The organism is Propionispora vibrioides (assembly GCF_900110485.1).
Lineage (GTDB): Bacteria > Bacillota > Negativicutes > Propionisporales > Propionisporaceae > Propionispora > Propionispora vibrioides.
The window spans coordinates 18,997-38,695 of record NZ_FODY01000016.1 but is presented as its reverse complement, the minus strand read 5'-3'; the positions used below and the strand labels follow the sequence as shown (position 1 = coordinate 38,695).

17 protein-coding genes and 2 riboswitches are annotated in these 19,699 nt (G+C 51.2%); of the genes, 15 read left to right on the top strand and 2 right to left on the bottom strand.

Annotated elements, in window-relative coordinates:
- Nucleotides 1–447: 447 nt before the first annotated feature.
- The 11 genes from BMW43_RS13025 to BMW43_RS12975 all read left to right on the top strand — a co-directional run bounded on the left by BMW43_RS13025 (nt 448) and on the right by BMW43_RS12975 (nt 11,697).
- Nucleotides 448–1,785 (top strand): nitrogenase component 1, encoded by a 1,338-nt coding sequence (locus BMW43_RS13025; protein WP_091748243.1) that lies wholly within the window; start codon nt 448–450, stop codon nt 1,783–1,785.
- An 18-nt stretch (nt 1,786–1,803) separates the two neighbouring features.
- A complete protein-coding gene (locus tag BMW43_RS13020) occupies nt 1,804–3,309 on the top strand; it encodes a nitrogenase component 1 (RefSeq protein WP_091748240.1) in 1,506 nt (501 codons plus the stop codon).
- A gap of 23 nt (nt 3,310–3,332) precedes the next feature.
- A complete protein-coding gene (gene cysK / locus BMW43_RS13015; protein ID WP_091748237.1) occupies nt 3,333–4,259 on the top strand; it encodes a cysteine synthase A in 927 nt (308 codons plus the stop codon).
- A 159-nt stretch (nt 4,260–4,418) separates the two neighbouring features.
- Nucleotides 4,419–5,303, top strand: coding sequence for an ABC transporter ATP-binding protein (locus tag BMW43_RS13010; RefSeq protein ID WP_091748234.1), 885 nt, complete (start codon nt 4,419–4,421; stop codon nt 5,301–5,303).
- 14 nt (nt 5,304–5,317) lie between these two features.
- Nucleotides 5,318–6,400: an ABC transporter permease gene (locus BMW43_RS13005; protein WP_091748231.1), complete on the top strand. Its 1,083-nt coding sequence runs from the start codon at nt 5,318–5,320 to the stop codon at nt 6,398–6,400.
- 43 nt (nt 6,401–6,443) lie between these two features.
- A complete protein-coding gene (locus BMW43_RS13000) occupies nt 6,444–7,211 on the top strand; it encodes an ABC transporter permease (RefSeq protein ID WP_091748228.1) in 768 nt (255 codons plus the stop codon).
- Nucleotides 7,212–7,265: 54 nt separating this feature from the next.
- On the top strand, nt 7,266–7,649 hold the full coding sequence (locus BMW43_RS12995) for a NifB/NifX family molybdenum-iron cluster-binding protein (RefSeq protein ID WP_091748226.1): 384 nt from the start codon (nt 7,266–7,268) through the stop codon (nt 7,647–7,649).
- A gap of 48 nt (nt 7,650–7,697) precedes the next feature.
- Complete coding sequence (locus BMW43_RS12990; protein WP_091748224.1) at nt 7,698–7,898, top strand: hypothetical protein; 201 nt, start codon at nt 7,698–7,700, stop codon at nt 7,896–7,898.
- 59 nt (nt 7,899–7,957) lie between these two features.
- Nucleotides 7,958–9,253, top strand: coding sequence for an O-acetylhomoserine aminocarboxypropyltransferase/cysteine synthase family protein (locus BMW43_RS12985; protein ID WP_091748221.1), 1,296 nt, complete (start codon nt 7,958–7,960; stop codon nt 9,251–9,253).
- A gap of 234 nt (nt 9,254–9,487) precedes the next feature.
- Nucleotides 9,488–10,009, top strand: a complete 522-nt coding sequence (locus BMW43_RS12980; protein WP_091748220.1) for a nitroreductase family protein — start codon at nt 9,488–9,490, stop codon at nt 10,007–10,009.
- A gap of 431 nt (nt 10,010–10,440) precedes the next feature.
- A complete protein-coding gene (locus BMW43_RS12975) occupies nt 10,441–11,697 on the top strand; it encodes a lactate racemase domain-containing protein (protein WP_091748217.1) in 1,257 nt (418 codons plus the stop codon).
- Nucleotides 11,698–11,865: 168 nt separating this feature from the next.
- Here BMW43_RS12975 and BMW43_RS12970 read toward each other — a convergent pair whose 3' ends face one another.
- Entirely contained in the window at nt 11,866–13,191 is a 1,326-nt protein-coding gene (locus tag BMW43_RS12970) for a nitrogenase component 1 (protein ID WP_091748214.1), read from the bottom strand.
- 1 nt (nt 13,192) lies between these two features.
- Complete coding sequence (locus BMW43_RS12965) at nt 13,193–14,641, bottom strand: nitrogenase component 1 (RefSeq protein WP_091748211.1); 1,449 nt, start codon at nt 14,639–14,641, stop codon at nt 13,193–13,195.
- Nucleotides 14,642–15,041: 400 nt separating this feature from the next.
- Here BMW43_RS12965 and BMW43_RS12960 point away from each other — a divergent pair, with 400 nt between their 5' ends.
- From BMW43_RS12960 to BMW43_RS12945, 4 genes are all read left to right on the top strand, one after another.
- A complete protein-coding gene (locus BMW43_RS12960) occupies nt 15,042–16,085 on the top strand; it encodes a zinc-binding dehydrogenase (RefSeq protein WP_091748208.1) in 1,044 nt (347 codons plus the stop codon).
- Nucleotides 16,086–16,151: 66 nt separating this feature from the next.
- A riboswitch (SAM riboswitch) is annotated at nt 16,152–16,254 on the top strand.
- 224 nt (nt 16,255–16,478) lie between these two features.
- Nucleotides 16,479–17,621 carry a trans-sulfuration enzyme family protein gene (locus BMW43_RS12955; RefSeq protein ID WP_091748206.1) on the top strand — a complete coding sequence of 381 codons (1,143 nt, stop codon included), beginning with the start codon at nt 16,479–16,481 and terminating at the stop codon, nt 17,619–17,621.
- A 471-nt stretch (nt 17,622–18,092) separates the two neighbouring features.
- Nucleotides 18,093–19,025, top strand: coding sequence for a cysteine synthase A (gene cysK / locus BMW43_RS12950; RefSeq protein WP_091748203.1), 933 nt, complete (start codon nt 18,093–18,095; stop codon nt 19,023–19,025).
- A gap of 288 nt (nt 19,026–19,313) precedes the next feature.
- Nucleotides 19,314–19,416, top strand: a riboswitch (SAM riboswitch).
- A gap of 85 nt (nt 19,417–19,501) precedes the next feature.
- The gene (locus BMW43_RS12945) at nt 19,502–19,675 is read left to right on the top strand and encodes a YezD family protein (RefSeq protein WP_091748200.1); all 174 of its coding nucleotides are present in this window, start codon (nt 19,502–19,504) and stop codon (nt 19,673–19,675) included.
- Nucleotides 19,676–19,699 lie beyond the last annotated feature (24 nt).

The window sequence follows — 19,699 nt, the reverse complement described above, 5'->3', positions numbered from 1 at the left end:
ATCATTCCTGACAAGACCGGTTTGTTATGACAGGCTGTGGACCGCCGGTCCGGTCCCGGCAGACAATATTTTCGCTTGACAAATAAATACAGATCATTATAATTAAAGAAAATAATGAATGAGAGCATTTGCTGATCAGAATAACTGAAGGCTAAGGTTAGTACCCTCCCTAGGGTATGCCTTAGCTTTTTTCATACTCCCGTGCCGGGCTTTGCGCGATAGCGGCAAGATTTCTGAGTGAGTGCACGATATTCATTAAGTGAATAACGAAGTGATGACGGCATGGCAGCGGTCTTAACCAGGCTCGCTTGGAATAAGCCAGTCGCAGGCTATGAGATTTGACTGATCAGTATATCCATACTGAAGGCAAAGAAGAATCCTTTACGGAATCCTCTTTGCCTTTTTTGTTTTAATACTATTATTTTTATCTGACAGGGAGGCAAGTATATGAGCAAATTTATTGACCGGCCGCGTTATTTGTGCACTATGGGCGGTGCGGTAGCCACGTTAAATGCCCTGCCGCGGACCATATCCATCCTGCATGCCGCTGCCGGCTGCGGCGGCAACTTCACCAATGCCTTAAACGGAGCCGCCGGTTATCTGGGCAGCAGCTACTGTGCCGGCCAGGCCCTGCCCAGCTCCAATATCTACGAGAAGGATATTGTCTTTGGCGGTGAGGAGCGTCTGGAAGAACAGATCGCCAGCACGCTGGAAGTGGTTGACGGCGATTTATATTTTGTTGTAACAGGCTGTATGGTGGATATTATCGGTGATGACGCCGTTGCCGTAGCTAATCGGTTCCGCCAGGCGGGAGAACCGGTACTGGCAGCCGAGACAGGCGGGTTCAAGGGCAACTCGTATCAGGGCTATGATATTGTTCTCAGCAAATTATTCCGTGATTTTGTTACCCCTAATCCGGTGAAGGAAGAGAAGACGGTGAACCTGTTTGGCCTGGTTCCGGTGCAGGACGTATTCTGGAAAGGCAACCTGCAGGTCTTGAAAGCGCTGATTCAGAAGCTGGGCTATCAGGTCAACACCTTTTTTGGCGAAGGGGAAACACTGGAAAACCTAAAATCTGCGGCGGCAGCCCGCTTGAATATTGTTGTATCCGACGTGTCCGGCGTGGAACCGGCTAAAGTATTTGAAGAAGTGCATGGCGTGCCCTATGTGATTGCCCCGCTGCCCATCGGGCCAACCGGCACGGAGGAGTTTTTGCGTACCGTTGGCAGGGCGTTGAACATTCCAGGCCACGAGCTGGAAAAGGTTATTGCCGGAGAAAAGAAGCGTTATTATGATTACCTGGTGCGGTTAGCCGATGTGTATAACGATCTTGATTTTCAGCGCTACAGCGTAGTCGTAGCCGATGCCAATTATGCGTCGGCGTTAACCAAATTTTTGGCCGATGACCTGGGCTGGCTGCCGGAGCTGGTGGTAATCACTGATGATCTGGAGGAGGCGGAACAGGAGTCGGTAAGAAAGCGCTTTCAGGGGTTATGCGGGGTTGAGCCGCAAGTGATATTCGATACCGATACGGCCAGTGTGGGCAAGCATTTTAGCAAGGCCTGGCCCCGGAACCGGAACAACCGATATTTTGATTCGTTTAGTCCGGCTTTTGTCTTTGGCAGCAGCCTGGAAAAAGATTTTGCCGATACCCTGGGGGCCGCTCATTTAAGTGTGGCCTATCCCATCTCCAACCGGGTAGTGCTGGACCGGGCTTATGCCGGGTATAGCGGGGCCTTGCGGTTGACCGAGGATGTACTGGGAATATTGGTAAGCAACCGATAAGGAAGGGAGCCGGTATCAATGGATTATATACAGGAAAAAGCGCCCCCGGTGCGCGAGGACCGCTTAAAGGCCTGCAATGCCTACGGTGGACCGAGCGGCCGGTTGGTAGATCAATCACAAAAGGGTTGTCTCAACGGGATCAAACGGAAATTCGCCCAGACTCAGGGCTGTCAGTTGAATTTAAGCCTGGCGATTTTAAATACCATCCGCGATGCCGTGGTGATTGTTCATGGTCCGGTGGGCTGCGGTGGCGGCAGTCTGGCGCAGGCGGGCATTAACAAGGGGTTTCAGCAACTGCGCGATAGCAGTGCCCGGGGTCTGATCTGGGTGAATACCAATTTAAGAGAAGCCGAAGTTATTAACGGTGGCGAAGACAATTTGCGTGAGGCTATTTTACATGCTGAACAGGAATTCCGCCCCAGCGCCATTATCATTGTAAATAGTTGTGTGCCGGCCATTATCGGCGATGATGTCGACAGTGTGGTGGAACAGGTGCAAAAGGAAGTAAAGGCCAAAATTGTGCCGGTCCATTGTGAAGGCTTTAAAACGAAAATTATGGCCAGCGCCTACGACGCCGTCTATCACGGCATATTGCGCAATTTGATTGAACCTGATCCGGTCGATGAACGGCTGGAGCGGGATGAACAGGAAATATTTCTGGAAAAGTACCGCATCAGCCGCACGGTTAACGTATTAAATGTTTCTTCCATGAGCCGCATTGACGAATATGAATTGGTACGGCTGCTGCAGGCGCTGGATTTGAATCTCAACATCCTGCCCTGTTATGCTCATCCGGAGGATTTTAAAAAAGCGACTGAAGCGGCCTTAAATGTAAGTATTTGCGCGACCCATGACGACTATTTTGTTGAACATCTGAAAGAGAAATACCATATTCCCTTTATTCTCCGGACCATTCCAATCGGTGTAAAATACACCAATCGCTGGATTCAGGACATTGCCGAATTTTTTGGTATGGAAAAAGAGGCAGCGCGGTTTATTGATCAGGAGGTCAGGCAGTTGGAAGAAGCCCTAGCCCCTTACCGGGAGTTGTTCAAGGGCAAACGGGTGCTGGTCGGCGGCGGGGAAATCCGTGTCGTGGCCAATGCCGAACTGCTCCAGTATTTAGGGCTGGAAGTCATTGGGCTGCGGGCCTACCATTATGATCAATTCGGCGATGAAATGCTGGGTGAACAGGAGGCTATCCAGCAGATTCCCTTTAATGTCGCTACCGGGCAGCCCTTTGAAATGGCAAACCTGGTACACAGGCTGAAACCCGATGTGTATGTCGGCCATGTGGGCACCAATGCCTGGGCCGCCAAACAGGGTATTCCCGTTATTCCTCTTTTTCACCAGAGCCAGCTCTTTTTGGGGTATGCCGGCGTATTTGAATTTGCCCGCCGGTTGGCCAGAATTCTCCGGAATCCGGCGTTTAACCGGAGTCTGGGGCAAAATATCCGCCTGCCGTACCGGGACGACTGGTATGAGAAGGATGCTTTTTCGTACATTGATGAAAGCAATGCCTGAACAAAGAAATGAGGAGTGGGAATATGGCTAAAATAGCGAATAGTGTAACCGATCTGATCGGCGGTACGCCGCTGCTTAAATTAAACAAGGTGGTAACAGCCGAAAGTGCCGAAGTAGTTGCCAAACTGGAATTGTTTAATCCCGGCGGGAGCGTGAAAGACCGGATTGGTCTTAGCATGCTGAAAGCCGCGGAGGAGCAAGGGCTAATCGGTAAGGATACCGTTATTATCGAACCGACCAGCGGCAATACCGGCATCGCCCTGGCCTTTATTGCCGCTGCCAGGGGCTACCGTCTGATCCTGACTATGCCGGAAACCATGAGCACCGAGCGGCGCAGCCTGCTAAAGGTCTATGGCGCAGAGCTGGTGCTGACCCCGGGAGCGGAGGGTATGAAAGGCGCCGTCCGCAAGGCTGAGGAACTGGCGGCGCAAATACCGAACTCGTTTATTCCCCAACAGTTTAACAATGCGGCCAATCCGGCTATCCACCGGGCAACAACGGCAGAAGAGATCTGGGCCGATACCGACGGCCGGGTGGATGTGATTATCGGCGGTGTGGGCACAGGAGGAACGATTACCGGTATCGGGGAAGTGCTGAAAAAACGCAAACCTACGCTGAAAGTTATTGCCGTAGAACCTTTTGATTCGCCGGTGCTTTCCGGCGGTAAACCGGGTGCCCATAAAATACAGGGGATTGGCGCGGGATTTGTGCCGGGCGTACTGAACCTGGATATTGTTGACGAGATTTATAAGGTGAAAAATGAGGAAGCCGTGGAAACGGCACGGGACCTGGCCCGGCAGGAAGGCATACTGGTCGGCATTTCCTCGGGCGCAGCGGCTTTTGCCGCCCTGCAACTGGCCAAACGGCGGGAACATGCCGGGCAATTAATTGTGGCTATCTTGCCTGATACAGGCGAGCGTTATATTAGCACGGTGTTATTTCAAGATTAAAAAACAACCCTCATTTTGAAGAGAGCATTTTGGATAAACATAGGGCTGCACACTTGTCCGACTATGAAACATAGAGGCCAAGTTCCTGAATGGAGCTTGGCCTCTATGTTTTCTTAAAGTAAATAAAAAGGCGCAGCAGCGCCATGAGGAGGAAGGAAAATGTCCGGTAATATACAAGCGCAGAGTCAAGGGTCGGCCGGCGACGATAAGATTGTAGCCCGCAATATCCGCCGGGTATATACCATTAAGCAAAAAGGGGACGGCGGACTTAGTGAATTTGAGGCTATCAAGCAGTTGGACCTTACAGTTAAGCAGGGCGAATTCCTGGTGATTGTCGGACCCAGCGGCTGCGGTAAATCAACATTCCTTGATATGGTGGCAGGCTTGGCCAAACCCAGTTCGGGAGAGATTTTTATTGACGGCCGCCTCATTACCGGCCCGGACCTGGACCGGGGCATTGTATTACAGGGATATGCCCTGTTTCCCTGGCGAACGGTCCGGAAAAACGTCGAGTTTGGCCTGGAAGTGAAAAAAGTGCCGCCTAAGGAGCGCCGGGAAATCAGCCAGAAATATATTGAACTGGTTGGCCTGAAGAATTTTGAGGAACGGTACCCCCATGAACTGTCCGGCGGGATGAAGCAGCGGGTGGCCATCGCCCGGGCGCTGGCGTATGATCCGGAAGTGCTGTTAATGGATGAGCCTTTTGCGGCAGTGGATGCCCAAACCAGGGAGACGCTGCAGGAGGAACTGCTGCGAATCTGGGAAAAAACCAAGAAAACCATTATCTTTGTTACCCATGGCATTGACGAAGCGGTATTTTTAGGGGACCGGGTAGCGGTTATGACGGCCAATCCCGGTACGATCAAAGAGGTTGTGGATATTAATCTGCCCCGGCCCCGTGACGGTATCCGTTCTTCAGCCGAATTTGGCTGGATTCGCCATAAGATCTGGCAGTTGCTGCAAAATGATGAGTCTGCCGGAGCAGGCGGGCCGGTTGCCGGGCAAAGTATTGCCGAAGCCATTTCGTCGTCGGCAGCCTTATAAACGGAGGGAATGGTATGCATTTGACCACAGCTAAGCTGCGCTATGTTTTACTCCGCTGGTCGGGGGTTTTGGCCCTGCTGGCCCTTTGGGAAATCGCGCCCCGTTTGGGCTGGGCCGATGCCCAGTTCCTGCCGGCGCTGTCCACTACGCTGCAGGCTGTAAAGCAACTCGGCCTGGACGGCAGTTTATACAGCCATTTAGTGGTTAGTCTCTGGCGTGTCCTGACCGGCCTGCTGCTGGCGGTAGCGGTGGCAGTACCACTGGCCTTTATTCTGGAAGGCTGGTTTGCCGGCCTGTCACGGCAGCTTGATCCGCTGTTCCGTTTGCTCAGCCATGTCAATCCTTTTTCCCTGGCACCGGTGTTTATTCTGTTTTTTGGCATTGGGGAAGCGCAAAAGCTGGCCATAATTTCGCTGGTCACAGTGTGGCCGATTTTATTTCATACCATCACAGGCATCCGCGCGGTAGACCTTTTGCTGGTGAAGACCGCCCGTTCCCTGCATGTATCGCGGTTCAGAATGGCCCGGGACGTGTTATTGCCGGCTGCCTTTCCGACCATTATCACGGGACTGCGGGTCGGCACGCAAATGGCGGTGTTTATGCTGGTAGCGGCGGAAATGCTGGGAGCCAGTGCCGGCATGGGCTGGCTGGTGCATAACTCGGCCATGAACTACCAAATTCCCCGGATGTATGCCGGCGGTGGCTTTATTATTTTGTTAGGCATTGGCATCAATCAATTCATTCTGCAATTGGAACGGGACAGCTTTTTTTGGCAAACACCGCCTGCTTTGTTGGACCAGAGGTCTGAACGGCAGATTCCGGCTACCGGGAATACCTATTACCTGCCGCTGATAACAGGCGTGCTGATCGGGATTTTGTTTTTTGGCGGCCAGGAAGTAGCCAGGATCAACAGCCAAGCCGCCGCCTCAGGTTTTACCGCGGAACAGCATAGCCATCATCATACCCACCCGGACGACGGGGCGGCAAACGCTGCGCCGCCGGAAGGGCATAACCACCATATGTCGATGCCGGGCCATGGCGCCGAACAGGAAGGTGGGGATAAGGATGCCGCGAACGACAAGCCCGAAAGTCCGTAAGACGGCTTCCTGTCAGAGGGAAAATCCAATTAGGAGGTGCTGTATGACAGTGATAAGCCACGCAAAAAGGCTGCTAACGGATAAAGCGGCGGTCTGCCTGTTTTTAGTCGCTTGGGAGGCCGGCGCCCGCCTGGGGCTGGTTAACAATATGTTTATTCCGCCGCTATCCGGCATTTTGACGACCATTTGGGATTTGCTGCTGGCGGGCAGTTTGCTCCCTCACATTGCGATTAGCCTGGAACGGTCGTTGGGCGGTTTTGCGCTGGCTGCGGCTATTGCCATTCCCCTGGGGCTGGTGATGGGTGGCTGGTTTCCTAAGCTGGAGCTGGTCCTGGAGCCGTTATTTGCGCTTGCCGCCCAAGCCAATCCGTTTATTTTGTTCCATGTCATTATCCTGTTTTTAGGTATTGGCGAAGCCACGAAGCTTACCATTATTGCCTGGATCTGCCTTTGGCCGGTCTTGTTTAACACCATGAACGGTGTGCGCCAGGTAGAGCCGGCTCTGCTTAAAGCCGCGTTGTCGTTTGGCCTGAAGCGCCGGCAAATTTTTTTCCGGGTTGTGCTGCCGGCGGCGGCACCGGCCATTTTTACCGGCCTAAGGCTTAGTGCCGGCTATTCATTTTTCCTGTTGATTGCGGCGGAAATGATGGGGGCCAGTTCGGGGCTGGGTTGGTTCATCCTGTACAGTCAGGAAAACTTTAATATTCATTGGATTTTTGCCGGCGCCGTGGTGATTGCCCTGCTTGGGTTAGCCATTGACACGGTACTGGTCTTTATGGAAAAAAGGCTGATTGTCTGGCGTATTGACTAAGTCAATTCCGGTGCAGGACGCCTGATTGGCAGCATTTTGTGGAGGTGACAGACGGTGGCTTTTCTTGTTGCGGTGGCCAGTGTTGATGGCAGGTATATTAACCGGCACTTTGCCACTACCGATAAGTTCTGGATTTTCAGACTCATGGAAGACCGGTTTTACCTGGATGACGTTCGTGATGTGGACAGACCGGCATATGCCAACCACAAGGAAATGCTGCTTAATCTGGTGGAAGGCATTGCCGATTGTAATATGGTACTGGCACAGCAGATCGGTCCGGGAGCTGCCGTCATGCTAGGTTACCGGGGTATGGAACCTTATGTGGCCGAAGGAGAAATTGAGGAAGTACTTAACCGTATTGCCTGGCTACAGAAAAAGAGGCTGTATCGTGCCAAACGCCGGACAACACAGTTTTCCGGCCTCGGACAATACTGGTAGACGATAGCGCAATATATATTGTGAATTTTAGTAAGAGGAGGAGTTCCCATGGGATTGTTGTATGATTTGACGATTGAGGCAGCCCGGCGTGCCCGCAGTTTACAAGAGCGGCAGGCTCAATTGCCGCCGCAAGAAAATAAAGATGGCAGCAAACAGAACCGTATTGCTGCTGAGAACGGGAGTTGTCGCAAGTCAGACAAAAAGGCAATCCCGGCAAAGACAAGGGGAAAGGTCAGCTTTGGCAAATAGCTGCTGGCCGCTTTACTGCAATATTACATAATTTTAAAGAAAAAAGGAGCGATTTTTATATGACGGAAGAAAAGGAAAGACAACATGGTTTTGATACACTGGCCCTGCATGCCGGTCAGGTGCCTGATCCAGTCACCGGAGCCAGAGCCGTACCCATTTATCAAAGCACGTCTTTTGTGCTGGGAGATACCGAGCGGGCCGCCCGTCTGTTCTCGCTGGCCGAGTTTGGGAATGTCTATACGCGGATGCTCAATCCGACCCAGTCGGTTTTTGAAGAGCGCATTGCCGCCCTGGAGGGTGGCGTCGGAGCCCTGGCTGTTGCGTCAGGCCAGGCGGCTATTACTTATTCGATCCTTACCATTGCCCAGGCCGGTGATGAGATCGTATCTTCCGCAGCCTTATATGGCGGTACCTATAACCTGTTTCACCATACCCTGCCTAAACTGGGGATTACGGTGCATTTTGTTGATCCCGATGAGCCGGAAAACTTCCGCAAAGCCATTACGCCAAAAACTAAGGCCGTTTATGCGGAAATTATCGGTAATCCTAAAATTGACATACTGGATATTGAAAATGTGGCCAAGATTGCCCATGAGAATGGTATTCCGCTGATTGTCGACAGTACCTTTGCCACGCCTTATCTCAACAAGCCTTTTGACTGGGGCGCCGATATTGTGGTTCATTCGGCAACGAAGTTTTTGGGCGGTCATGGAACTTCCATCGGCGGTGTCATTGTCGATTCGGGCAAATTCAACTGGCAGAACGGCAAGTTTCCCGGTCTTGTGGAGCCTGATCCCAGTTATCACGGCCTGTCCTTTACAGAGACCTTTGAAAATGCGGCATATATTTTTAAAGCCCGGGTTATTTTGCTGCGTGATACCGGGGCAGCCATCAGTCCCTTTAATGCGTTCCTGTTTCTTCAGGGCCTGGAAACGCTGTCGCTCCGTTTGGAACGGCATGTGGCCAATGCCCGGGCCATTGCCGGATATTTAGCCGGTCATCAACATGTGAGCTGGGTTAATTATCCGGGATTGGAAGATAGCCCGTCCTATACCAAAGCGAAAAAATATTTTCCCAAAGGGCCGGGGGCCATTCTTACCTTTGGTATCAAGGGAGGACTGGCTGCCGGAAAAAAATTCATCAATAATCTGGGCCTATTTTCCCATCTGGCCAATGTGGGCGATGCCAAATCGCTGGTCATTCATCCGGCCAGCACCACCCATCAGCAACTGACGGTGGAAGAGCAGTTGTCGAGCGGGGTTACGGAGGATCTGGTCCGCCTGTCCATCGGGTTGGAGGATGTTGACGATTTGCTATATTATCTGGAAAAAGCGCTGGAGGCCAGCCAGCAATAAACATACTCACAGAATGTAAACCGGGAGTAAAAATCCCATTTATGGCTTGTTTTTCCGTATGGTTTTCCGTATAATCTAATATAATAGAAAGGCAGACTGGTTGGTAAACAGACCAAAGGTCAGGTTAATTTTCTTTTGAATCTTAATCTGTCCTTTTTTGCATAACCGGCAATACAACCGGTGAAAGCGCGCGAAGGTTGAATCAATACAGTCGGTAAGGAAGGATGGTTGCTAATGAGCTTTCTGGATTTAGCCAAAAGACGGTATTCTGTACGCAAATATCAGGAAAAACCGGTGGAGGAAGACAAACTGTCGAAAATACTGGAAGCAGGCCGGGTGGCGCCCACCGCCGCCAATAAGCAGCCCCAGCGGCTGGTGGTCGTCCGGGAAAAGGAGGGCTTGGCCAAACTGAAAAAGGGGGCTAATATCTTTGGTGCGCCCCTGGCGATTATTATCTGCGGGGAAAAACCGGCGGCTTGGGTTAGAAAGTACGACGGGAAAAACACACTGGATATTGATGCCTCCATAGTTACCACCCAGCTTATGCTGGAGGCAACCGAACTGGGGCTGGGGACCTTGTGGGTAGGCCATTTTGACCCGGTGATAATCCACGACGAATTTAAGCTGCCGAAAGATGTGGAGCCGATCAATATTCTGGCCATTGGCTACGCCGACGGCGAAGCGGCTTCACCGGACCGACACGCGACGCAGCGCAAGCCGTTAGAAGATATTGTGTTTTACGAAAGCTATCGCTAAAAACGGATTTTTCCCGAAAATTCCGTCAGACCGGGCAAAGTATTACATAGATAGAATAGGCTGATCAGAGAACTGAAGGCTAATAGCCATTCCTTGTTAAGGAATGCTGTTAGCTTTTTTTCTTTGTCTGGAAAACAAAGGTGTGTGCTCAAGGACAGCCTAACGGATGTTGACTCCCGGCCCGTTTTTTAGCCGCAGCTTTGGCGAAACAGCAGGTGCCCGGATATGGCAGGGACCGATAAGAGTTTAGTACCTTGCCAGTCTTAAAACAGTAGGAGAATGACGAGGCTATCTTTCACAGCGTGAGGCGAAGGAAAGAGGCATACCGTTAGTATGCTGACGGACGACAACGAAGCGATGCGGAAAATAGGCCACCGGTATTCACTGGATTAAGGCTGACAAGGTACTAGTACCAAAGGAGAAGGATTAACATGAGTATCGAGCGTCTGTTAGCAGGCATTTCCATACCACGGTTGTATAAAGTGAAACAAATTTTTGAGCAGCCCCGGCTGGCTTGTTGGGAAGAAGAATTACTGCAAGAGCTCCGCCAATCGGAAGTATTGAACCGCCTGACCATCGGACAGCGGATTGCGATTGCTGTCGGCACGCGGGAAATCCGGCAATTACCGGATCTTGTCCGCATACTGGTCCGCCAGTTGCGTGCCGCAGGGGCTGAGCCTTTTATTGTGTCGGCGCTGAGTAGTGACGAAGCGGCAACGGCGGAAGGGCAAAAACGCAAACTGCACAGTCTGGGAATTGACGAAAACACCGTAGGCGCTCCCGTTCGTTCCACGCAGGAAAGCGTATTTATCGGGGAGTCTCCAAGCGGCATTCCCGTTTTCATGGACCGCTACGCGTATGAAGCCGATGGCATTATTGTCATTAATCTGGTAAGACCCAATGCTTGTCTTTTTGGCGGCCGGGAAGGCGGTTTAATGAAAATCATTGCCATGGGGCTGGGAAAACAGCTTGGCGCAGTCGCCGGACGTCATTATGGCCATGGTGGTGGATGGCAAAATATTGACGAATTCAGCCATATGGCTTTGCAACAGGCTAATTTCCTGTTTGGCCTGGCGGTCGTGGAAAATGCCTACAACCAACCGGCCTATATCAAAGTTTTGCACAGCCGCAATTTGCACCAGCAGGAGGATGCGTTGCAACAGGCGGCCAAACGGCTAATGCCCCGGCTGCACCTGTCCGGTTTGGATGTGCTGGTGGTAGATGAAATTGGCAGCCATGTCAGTGATAACGGGCTGGACACCGGCATTGTCGGTACCAACCCAAACGCAGCCGGCAGGCGGGTGGGAAGCATTGCCGTGCTGGATATTGGGGAGGCCTCCCGGGGCAACGGAATGGGTCTTGGCTTTGCCGATTATACGACCGCCCGGGCGTTCGGCAAATTCAACTTTGAACAGACCTACCAACAGGCCTTGCAGTCAGGATTTCGTGCCGCCGCTAAAATTCCGATGGTGCTGGCCAATGACCGGCTGGCGATACAGGCGGCTATTCAAGGGGCCGGAGGAATTTCAGTTCCGCGTCTTAAAGTGGCCCGCATAAAAAATACCGCCGCCTTGGATACACTGTACGTTTCAGCCGCCTTGTATGAAGAACTGCGCGGTGACAGCCGTTTTGCGGCGGAAGAGGAACCAGCCGAGCTGGCTTTTGACGCCGGAGGCAATCTTTTTTAGGGAACCGCTGATTTTTGGCAACCCATGATAAAAATTCGCCGTAAGGCAAGCAAGTGGCTATTGAAACAGGGGAAGCGATTGATAAAAATATGAGGATAGATTAAAGCAGCGCCGTTAGTTTTCCGATAAGGAAACTAACGGCGCTGCTTTAGGTTATATTTCTAGGAATTATTCGCGGTGCTTGCCCAGCAAGCGGGAATAGATATCCTCGACCAGGTTCAAACCGCCGCGGTACCCTGCATAGGTGCGATGCAGTACTAACCGGTCGATAACCGGCAGCCCGACGCTAAGGTGAATACCTTTAGCATCTCTGGCTACGTCCAGTTCCCAGCAGGAAGCGAGAAACAGCGGTGTGGTCAGATGGCGGGTGGAACGGATATGGTCTTCAATGACGCCACTGTCTTGTGTAATGGTAATATCCGAGGAAATACCCGGCGCCAGGTCCTGAAAATATTGTTTGATGGTTTCCTGATATTCTTCCGGCACCTCTTCGGTTACAAACTGGTGGAGCGGGAAATAGCCCAGTTCATTTACCAGGAATCTGCTGAACGCCAGGGCATAGGAAGTATCGTTGATATTATAAAACCGTTTGGGCTGATTAAGCTGGTACTCGGTTAGTACATCGGCCGCCCGGATAATGTAATGATAAAATTCAGCTTCCTGCTCTTTAATAAACGCTTCCGTTGCCGGCGATGCTGTTCCGGCAAATTCGGCTACGGTGCGTAAAAAGCGGGAGGTTTCCGTGCCACCCACAGGCAGCACCGGATAATGAAGAAACGGGGTGCCGAATTTTTCCTGCAGCAATTGGGCCGCTTTCAGTCCGATGTAGGGGGAAACCACCAGATTGAACTGGGCAGCGGGGATGGCATCAAGCGCTTGGCGGCCGCCGCTGTTGTAGCCGAACAAAATATTCGCTTTAAGACCGATACCCGCCAAGAGCTGCCTCAACTCATGCAAATCGCCCTCCCAAAAGGGATCATGGCGCGGTACGCTGGCAAATACGTTGACCAGGCTGGGTTCTGTTTGCTCTACCGGTTTTAAGTACTGGTTGATAATCGCCTCCAGCAGCAGCTCGTGGCCTTTGTAACCGTCTCCTTTAAAGCCTGCTGTCTCAACATGGACGATGGGAATGTTTTGCTGCGTAAATTCGCTGACAATGCTGCTGACATCGTCGCCGATAATGTCGGCGGTGCAGCCGGTCAGGACAACGAAAAAATCACCGTCCATAATCTGTAAGGTTCCGGAGATGACGTCCCGCAATTTATCGGTACCGCCAAAAACAACGTCTTTTTCAATCATATTGGTGCAGGGCATGGCATCGGCCCCGGCGTAGCCGGTACCCTGCTGACCGCCGGCCCGGGATAAGCCGCGGTGCAGCTTGGAGCCACAGCCGGGGCCGGCATGCAGGATGGGAATGGCCCGCTCAATGGCGACAACGCTTTGAAATGCACCTAAGGCACAGCCGTGGCGCGGTCCTTGTAAGATTCCAGTCATATCATTCGCTCCTTAAGAAAGAGTAGGTATTTTGGTTGAGCCACCAATCGGTATAGGGAAGTTTACTATGCTTGGCTACGTTTTTGATGTACGCCGGATTGGAAATGGCATCATCAATGGTCTGGCCGAAACGGATCAACCCGTCATACAGCATTTCTGTCGGTTGGTTGCCGGCAAAGATGGAGGGAATTCCTAGTTTGGCGGCCCATACGGTTTCAATATGGCGGGTGATGGCAATATCGGGCTGGTACTTATTGATGGCATTGGTTACCTCAAAGGCTTGTTTATTGCAAACACCTACATGAAAATTTCCGTATGTTTTGACGGCAAAATTGAGAAAGTTGATCCGGTCATCATCGTTATCGTAGGTTTGATCATGGTGCCATACTGAAGTGCCAACGACCTCCATACCGAGGTCCTTAACCAGGGCAATAATGCTGTAAGCGAGCGGACCACCGGCCGCGATATAAACTTTTTTGCCGGTCAGGCGGTTTCTGAGCCGTTCCAGATCCCGGGCAATGTTGGCCCGTTCGTTGGCAATGACTTTTTCCGCTGCTGCTTCTTTGTTAAAAAGACGGCCGATTTCCCGCAGCAGTTCATCCGAAGCTTTCAGACCAAAGGGGGCGGGGGCTTTGACCTCGGGAACTCCGAAATATTCCTCCAAGCCGGCCGCCAGATAGCTGCCTAAGGTTTCACAGTATTGGACAGTAGCGGCGGCCTCGGAAATATGTTCCAATTGTTCAATCGTGGATAACGGCACAATATGATTGGCGCGTAACCCCAGCTGTTCAAACACACTCTGATACAAAAAATGGTGCTCGAAGCTAATGACGTTAATCAAATCGGCCTGTTTCTGTCTGGCCGGTTTAACAATTTTGCGCAGAATGCTATGATTGGCCGAATCGAAGCCGGTGGCCCAGATGTTGGTGCGGAAGCCTTCGCATAAGGTGGCAATGACCGGGATGCCGAGCTCTTCCTCCAGGGCGTCGCAAATACCGGGAACATCATCGCCGATAATAGCCGAAGCGCAGGTGGTAGTGACAAAAATGGCTTTAGGCTGAAAGCGGCGGTACGCTTCCCGGACCGCCTGATCCAGTTTGGCCTCGCCGCCGTAAATGGTATCATTTTCATTCAGGTTGGTATTGATATATTTGATATTATGCACGTGATAGCCTAAGCGCCGGTTTCCCATACGGAAAACACCATTGCGAAAGGGAATGTCGCTGGCGCAGCCGGCAGGGCCATGTTCAACGACAGCGGCATCCTGGATCTGACTCAACAGGTTCATAACCTGATCGGCGCCGCAGGAACCGCACTGGGTAAAGCTTCTCTCCCGGTTGGGCAGGTCGCGGCAACTGATTAAACGGGCGGCATCGCCTTCGTAGCCGGTGATCGTATGCAGACGCGATTCCCGGAGTTCGACGGCCGGACTTGTTAAGTTAACACTCATCTTCATTCCTCCATTTATGTTTGTGTTACTGCAGAAAACCGCTCTTGAATCCGGCTTCCTGTACAACAAAAAAGACCATACGCACAGCGTATGATCTCCGGTTTCCATTGAACGGTTAACCATATAGGCAGGGATTATTTTCTTTTAAAGTATGGTTTGATCATATACTATTTTTACAGGATCGTCAATTATAAAAATGTTTGGAGCAACAAGTTGCGCACCCATAGTCTGGCGGTGCCAGCAAGGAGTTTTTCTTGACAAAATCTCTTCAGACTTTATAATGGTAAGTAAAAAGAATGCGTTTGCTGATCAGAGCTACTGAAGGCTGCGATAATCCTAGTGGGATTGTCCTGGCCTTTTTTTATTTTTACATTCATAGCGGATTAAGGGAGTGGTATGGGTGAGAGCATTGGTAAAACGGGAAACCGGCTATGGCCATTTACAGGTAGTGGATAAACAGGAACCGGAGCCCGGTCCGGGGCAGGTAAAAATCAAGGTGGCGTACGCCGCCATCTGTGGCACTGATTTACATACTTATGAGGGGAAATACAAAGTAGCCGTGCCGGTAGCGCTGGGACACGAATTTTCCGGGGAAATCAGCGCTCTCGGCGCAGGAGTTGCCGGTTTTCAGGTGGGTGACCGGGTGACGGCGGAAACAACAGCAGCAGCCTGTGGTGAATGCCGGTATTGCCAAACAAAACAGTATAACCTGTGCAGCCGGCGCCAGGGGATTGGTACCCAGGTAGACGGCGCGTTTGCCGAATATCTGGTGATCCGGGCGGCAAGCGTTCATAAGCTGCCGGAGAAGGTTAGCTTTTTGGCTGCATCGATGACTGAGGCGGTGGCCTGCGCCCATCATATTGCCACCAAAGCCGGCGTGCAGCCGGGTGATGTGGCGGTGGTGCTGGGGCCAGGCCCGATCGGCCTGCTGACGGCGCAAATGGCCCGCCGGTTTGGCGCTCAGGTGATTATCGCCGGTTTGCCGCAGGATAAGGTCAGGTTGGAAAAAGCGCGGGAGGTAGGAATAACGCAGGCCGTGGATATTGAGCAGCAGGATCTGCGGCAGCTTGTGGCCGGCGCGACGGCAGGCTATGGCGCGGATATCGTGTTTGAGTGCACCGGGGCGCCGCCTTCGGTGGCTACGGGACTGGAGCTTTTGCGCAAGCAGGGAACTTACGTGCAGGCCGGAGTTTTTCCCACAGCTGAGCTGCCGGCCGACTTTGACAAGATCATTCAAAAGGAACTGAGGATTATTGGCAGCCGCAGCCAGAATCCGTTTGACTGGGAACCATCCCTTCAATTGATTAATGAAGGAGCCATAAAAACGCAGGAACTGGTTTCCCATCAATTTACGCTCGCTGAATGGGATAAGGCTTATGCGGTGATCAAACAGGGACAAGCCATAAAAGTGGTGCTGGTACCCGGGCGGGAAATGGAGGCATAACCTCTTGACAGTGATTTGCTTCTGAGGTAGAATGAAAAACAATATACATCTACATAACTTTAAATTCTCTTATTTAGAGTGGTCGAGGGACTGGCCCGATGACACCCGGCAACCGGCAGCAATGCAGTGGTGCTAACTCCAGCAGGAATGATTTCCTGGAAGATGAGGGAAGGGTATTTTATAACAGTAAAACCCCTTTCTGCGGAGAGGGGTTTTTATTATGCCGGAAGGGATAATAAAAACAGGTCTGTTTAGCCGGAAAAAACGTAATCCGGCCGCCAGCATACTGTATAATTCTACCGGTTGCCCAACAGGGCAAACAAACAGCCCGGGCACCGGGGGCTCGGCCCTGAAACCAGTCTTAGTTACGATTTTAGTTAAATGGGGGATATTATGAAACTGAGTACAAAAATAGTTCATTGCGGCGTAGGGTCCGACCCGCGCACCGGTGCGATCAGCACACCAATTTATCAAAATGCCACCTTTCGGCATCCGGCGTTAGGGGAAAGCACCGGCTATGATTATTCCCGTTCCCAGAATCCAACCAGGGAAGCGGTTGAGAAGGCTATTACAGATCTGGAAGGCGGTGCTGCCGGCTATGTCTTTGCATCAGGCATGGCCGCTGTGACGGCGGTATTATTGTTATATAAACCGGGCAGTCATTTTATCGTTACCGAAGATTGTTATGGCGGTACCTATCGCGTGTTGGACCAGATTTTCGCCAATCTGGGTTTTACGGTGAGCTTCATTGACAGCAGCAACCTGACAGAAGTCCAGGAGTCAATTCAGAAAAATACGGCGGCCATTTTAATTGAAACACCGACCAATCCGCTGATGAAAATTGCCGATATCAAAGCGATTGCCTGTATGGCGGCGCAGCGTGATATTCATACGATTGTGGATAATACTTTCTTATCCCCCTATTTCCAACAGCCCTTACTTTTAGGCGCGGACCTTGTCATCCACAGTGGGACAAAATATTTGTCAGGCCACAATGATACCGTTTGTGGTGCCGTCGTTGCCCGCACTGCGGAGCTGGGGGAACGGATACGGTTCATCCAGAACTCGACCGGCAGCATTCTGGGACCGCAGGATAGCTGGCTGCTGCTGCGGGGCATTAAAACGCTGGCTTTGCGTATGGAAAAACACAGTGCCAATGCGCTTACCATTGCTAAATGGCTGCAAACCCAGCCACAGGTCAAACAAGTCTATTATCCTGGCCTGGAAGACCATCCGGGCAAAGCCATTCAGGATGCCCAGGCTTCTGGCTATGGTGGCATGCTTTCTTTTGATGTGGCCTGTCCTTCGCTGGTTCCACAGGTGCTGTCCCGGGTCCGGCTGATTCAGTTCGCCGAAAGTCTGGGCGGCGTGGAATCTTTGATTACCTTCCCGGCTGTTCAGACACACGCCGATGTGCCGCCCGAGGTTCGGGACCGGCTGGGGGTTTCCGATTGTCTTTTGCGGTTTTCCGTAGGGATTGAGGACGTGGAAGATCTAATTGAGGATTTGCAGCAGGCGTTGCATAATGAAGGATAATGGCCGGAAGAAATGGAGCACTAGGTAACCGCTGATTAAATGAACCTGTCGGGCTGGCGAGAGATTTTTTCGACTGGCAAGGAAGTAAAACCGCAGGAATAGCGGCCCCTATTGCAAGGTTTTGCTGCCGCAGCCAGGCGGAAAAAGATCCGTCAGGACGCGCAGGGTGAATTAATCAGTGGTTACCTAATGGCAAAAAAATCTTGACATTGCCTGTCATTGGTACTATCATGTAAGTAACAAGTTGGTTTGGATGGTAGGCTGATCAGAAAAACTGAAGGCCAAAGGAGATGCTTGCTGCAGCTTCTTTGGCCTTTTTTGTTTATGTGGCGTTTCCTGACCATACCAACAGCAGTTTATACGCCGGATCAAACTGAAAATTTGGTATAGGTCGTATTTGTTCGTGCATAACTATAACCTGGGCTTGATACATTATCATGTAAATTTAAAATATAAACGGGGGTATTTACTATGTCACGTATTGTTAAGAATTTGACCGAATTAATAGGTAACACTCCTCTACTGGAATTTGGCAACTATCGTAAGAACAAAGGGTATGAGGCAGCTGTTATTGCTAAATTGGAATATTTTAATCCTTTAGGCAGCGTTAAAGACCGGATCGGCTATGCCATGATCGCCGATGCGGAAGAAAAAGGCCTGCTTGACAAAGATACTTTGATTGTTGAGCCCACCAGCGGCAATACCGGTGTAGGGCTGGCTTTTGTCGCAGCAGCCAAGGGCTATAAATTGGTGCTGACCATGCCGGAAACCATGAGTATTGAAAGAAGAAAATTACTTAAGGCGTTGGGAGCCGAACTTGTTTTGACGCCGGGTGCGGAAGGCATGAAAGGGGCTATTAAAAAGGCCGAAGAAATTGTGGCGGAAAACCCGAAGGCCTTTATTCCCCAGCAGTTTAAAAATCCGGCCAATCCGGCTATTCACCGCAAGACTACGGCTGAAGAAATTTGGCGCGATACCGACGGCAAGGTTGATATTTTTGTCGGCGGCGTAGGCACGGGCGGTACCATTACCGGTGTTGGCGAAGTTTTGAAACAAAAAAATCCTAACATTAAAATTGTAGCGGTTGAACCGAAGGATTCGCCTGTTTTGTCGGGCGGCAAACCGGGTCCCCATAAAATCCAGGGTATCGGCGCCGGGTTCGTGCCGGACGTGTTCAATAAAGACGTCATTGATGAAATTATTCCGGTAAGCAATGAGGATGCTTTCGCCACCGGCCGGGAACTGGCCAGAACCGAAGGCCTGCTTGTCGGTATTTCCAGCGGTGCGGCAGCCTATGCAGCAACCCAACTGGCCTTGCGTCCGGAGAATAAAGGAAAGACCATTGTAGTGCTCTTGCCGGATACCGGTGAACGGTATCTGTCGACAAGTTTATTTGAAGAATAATAGTAGGCTCGGCTGATCGGACATGACGAAGGCTGGAGTTTGCACTGCGATGGCGCAAACTCCAGCCTTATTTCTATACCGGTGGCCGGCTCTCGCAGAGGGTTCTGTTTTTCCCTTTATTTAAGAACGGCTACCGGGAATGGCATGATCCAAACTTACCGGACATATACTACCTGTAAGCAGCTCAGCGTGCGCTGAGACAGAAAACTGGTCTGCTTGCTTGGCGGTAAATAGTTATTGACACTGTTATTACCCTATGATACTATTTCATATAAGTTGATAAAGTAGCTCTTATCCAGAGAGGTCGAGGGACTGGCCCGAAGAAACCCGGCAACCGGCAGCAATGCAGTGGTGCTAATTCCAGCAGGATAATTAATCCTGGCGATGAGAGGAAAGTATGACCCCAAACCCTTTCCTTGGAAAGGGTTTTCTTAGTTTCAACCCGGCCGATACAAACTGCTTATAGAGGTGTGAGCATGGCAAATACAAAAAAGAACGTAAGTGCGGTGCAGCAGGAAGTTGTGCCCCAGGCGGTTATGGACCAAATTGAAAAGGTTATTAATAGCACATTGCACGGTTCAGTTACCTTAATCGTCCAGGACTCCCGTATTATCCAGATTGAGCGGGTCGAGAAAATTAGATTATGCTGATACGATAAAGGCAATGGAAAAGAT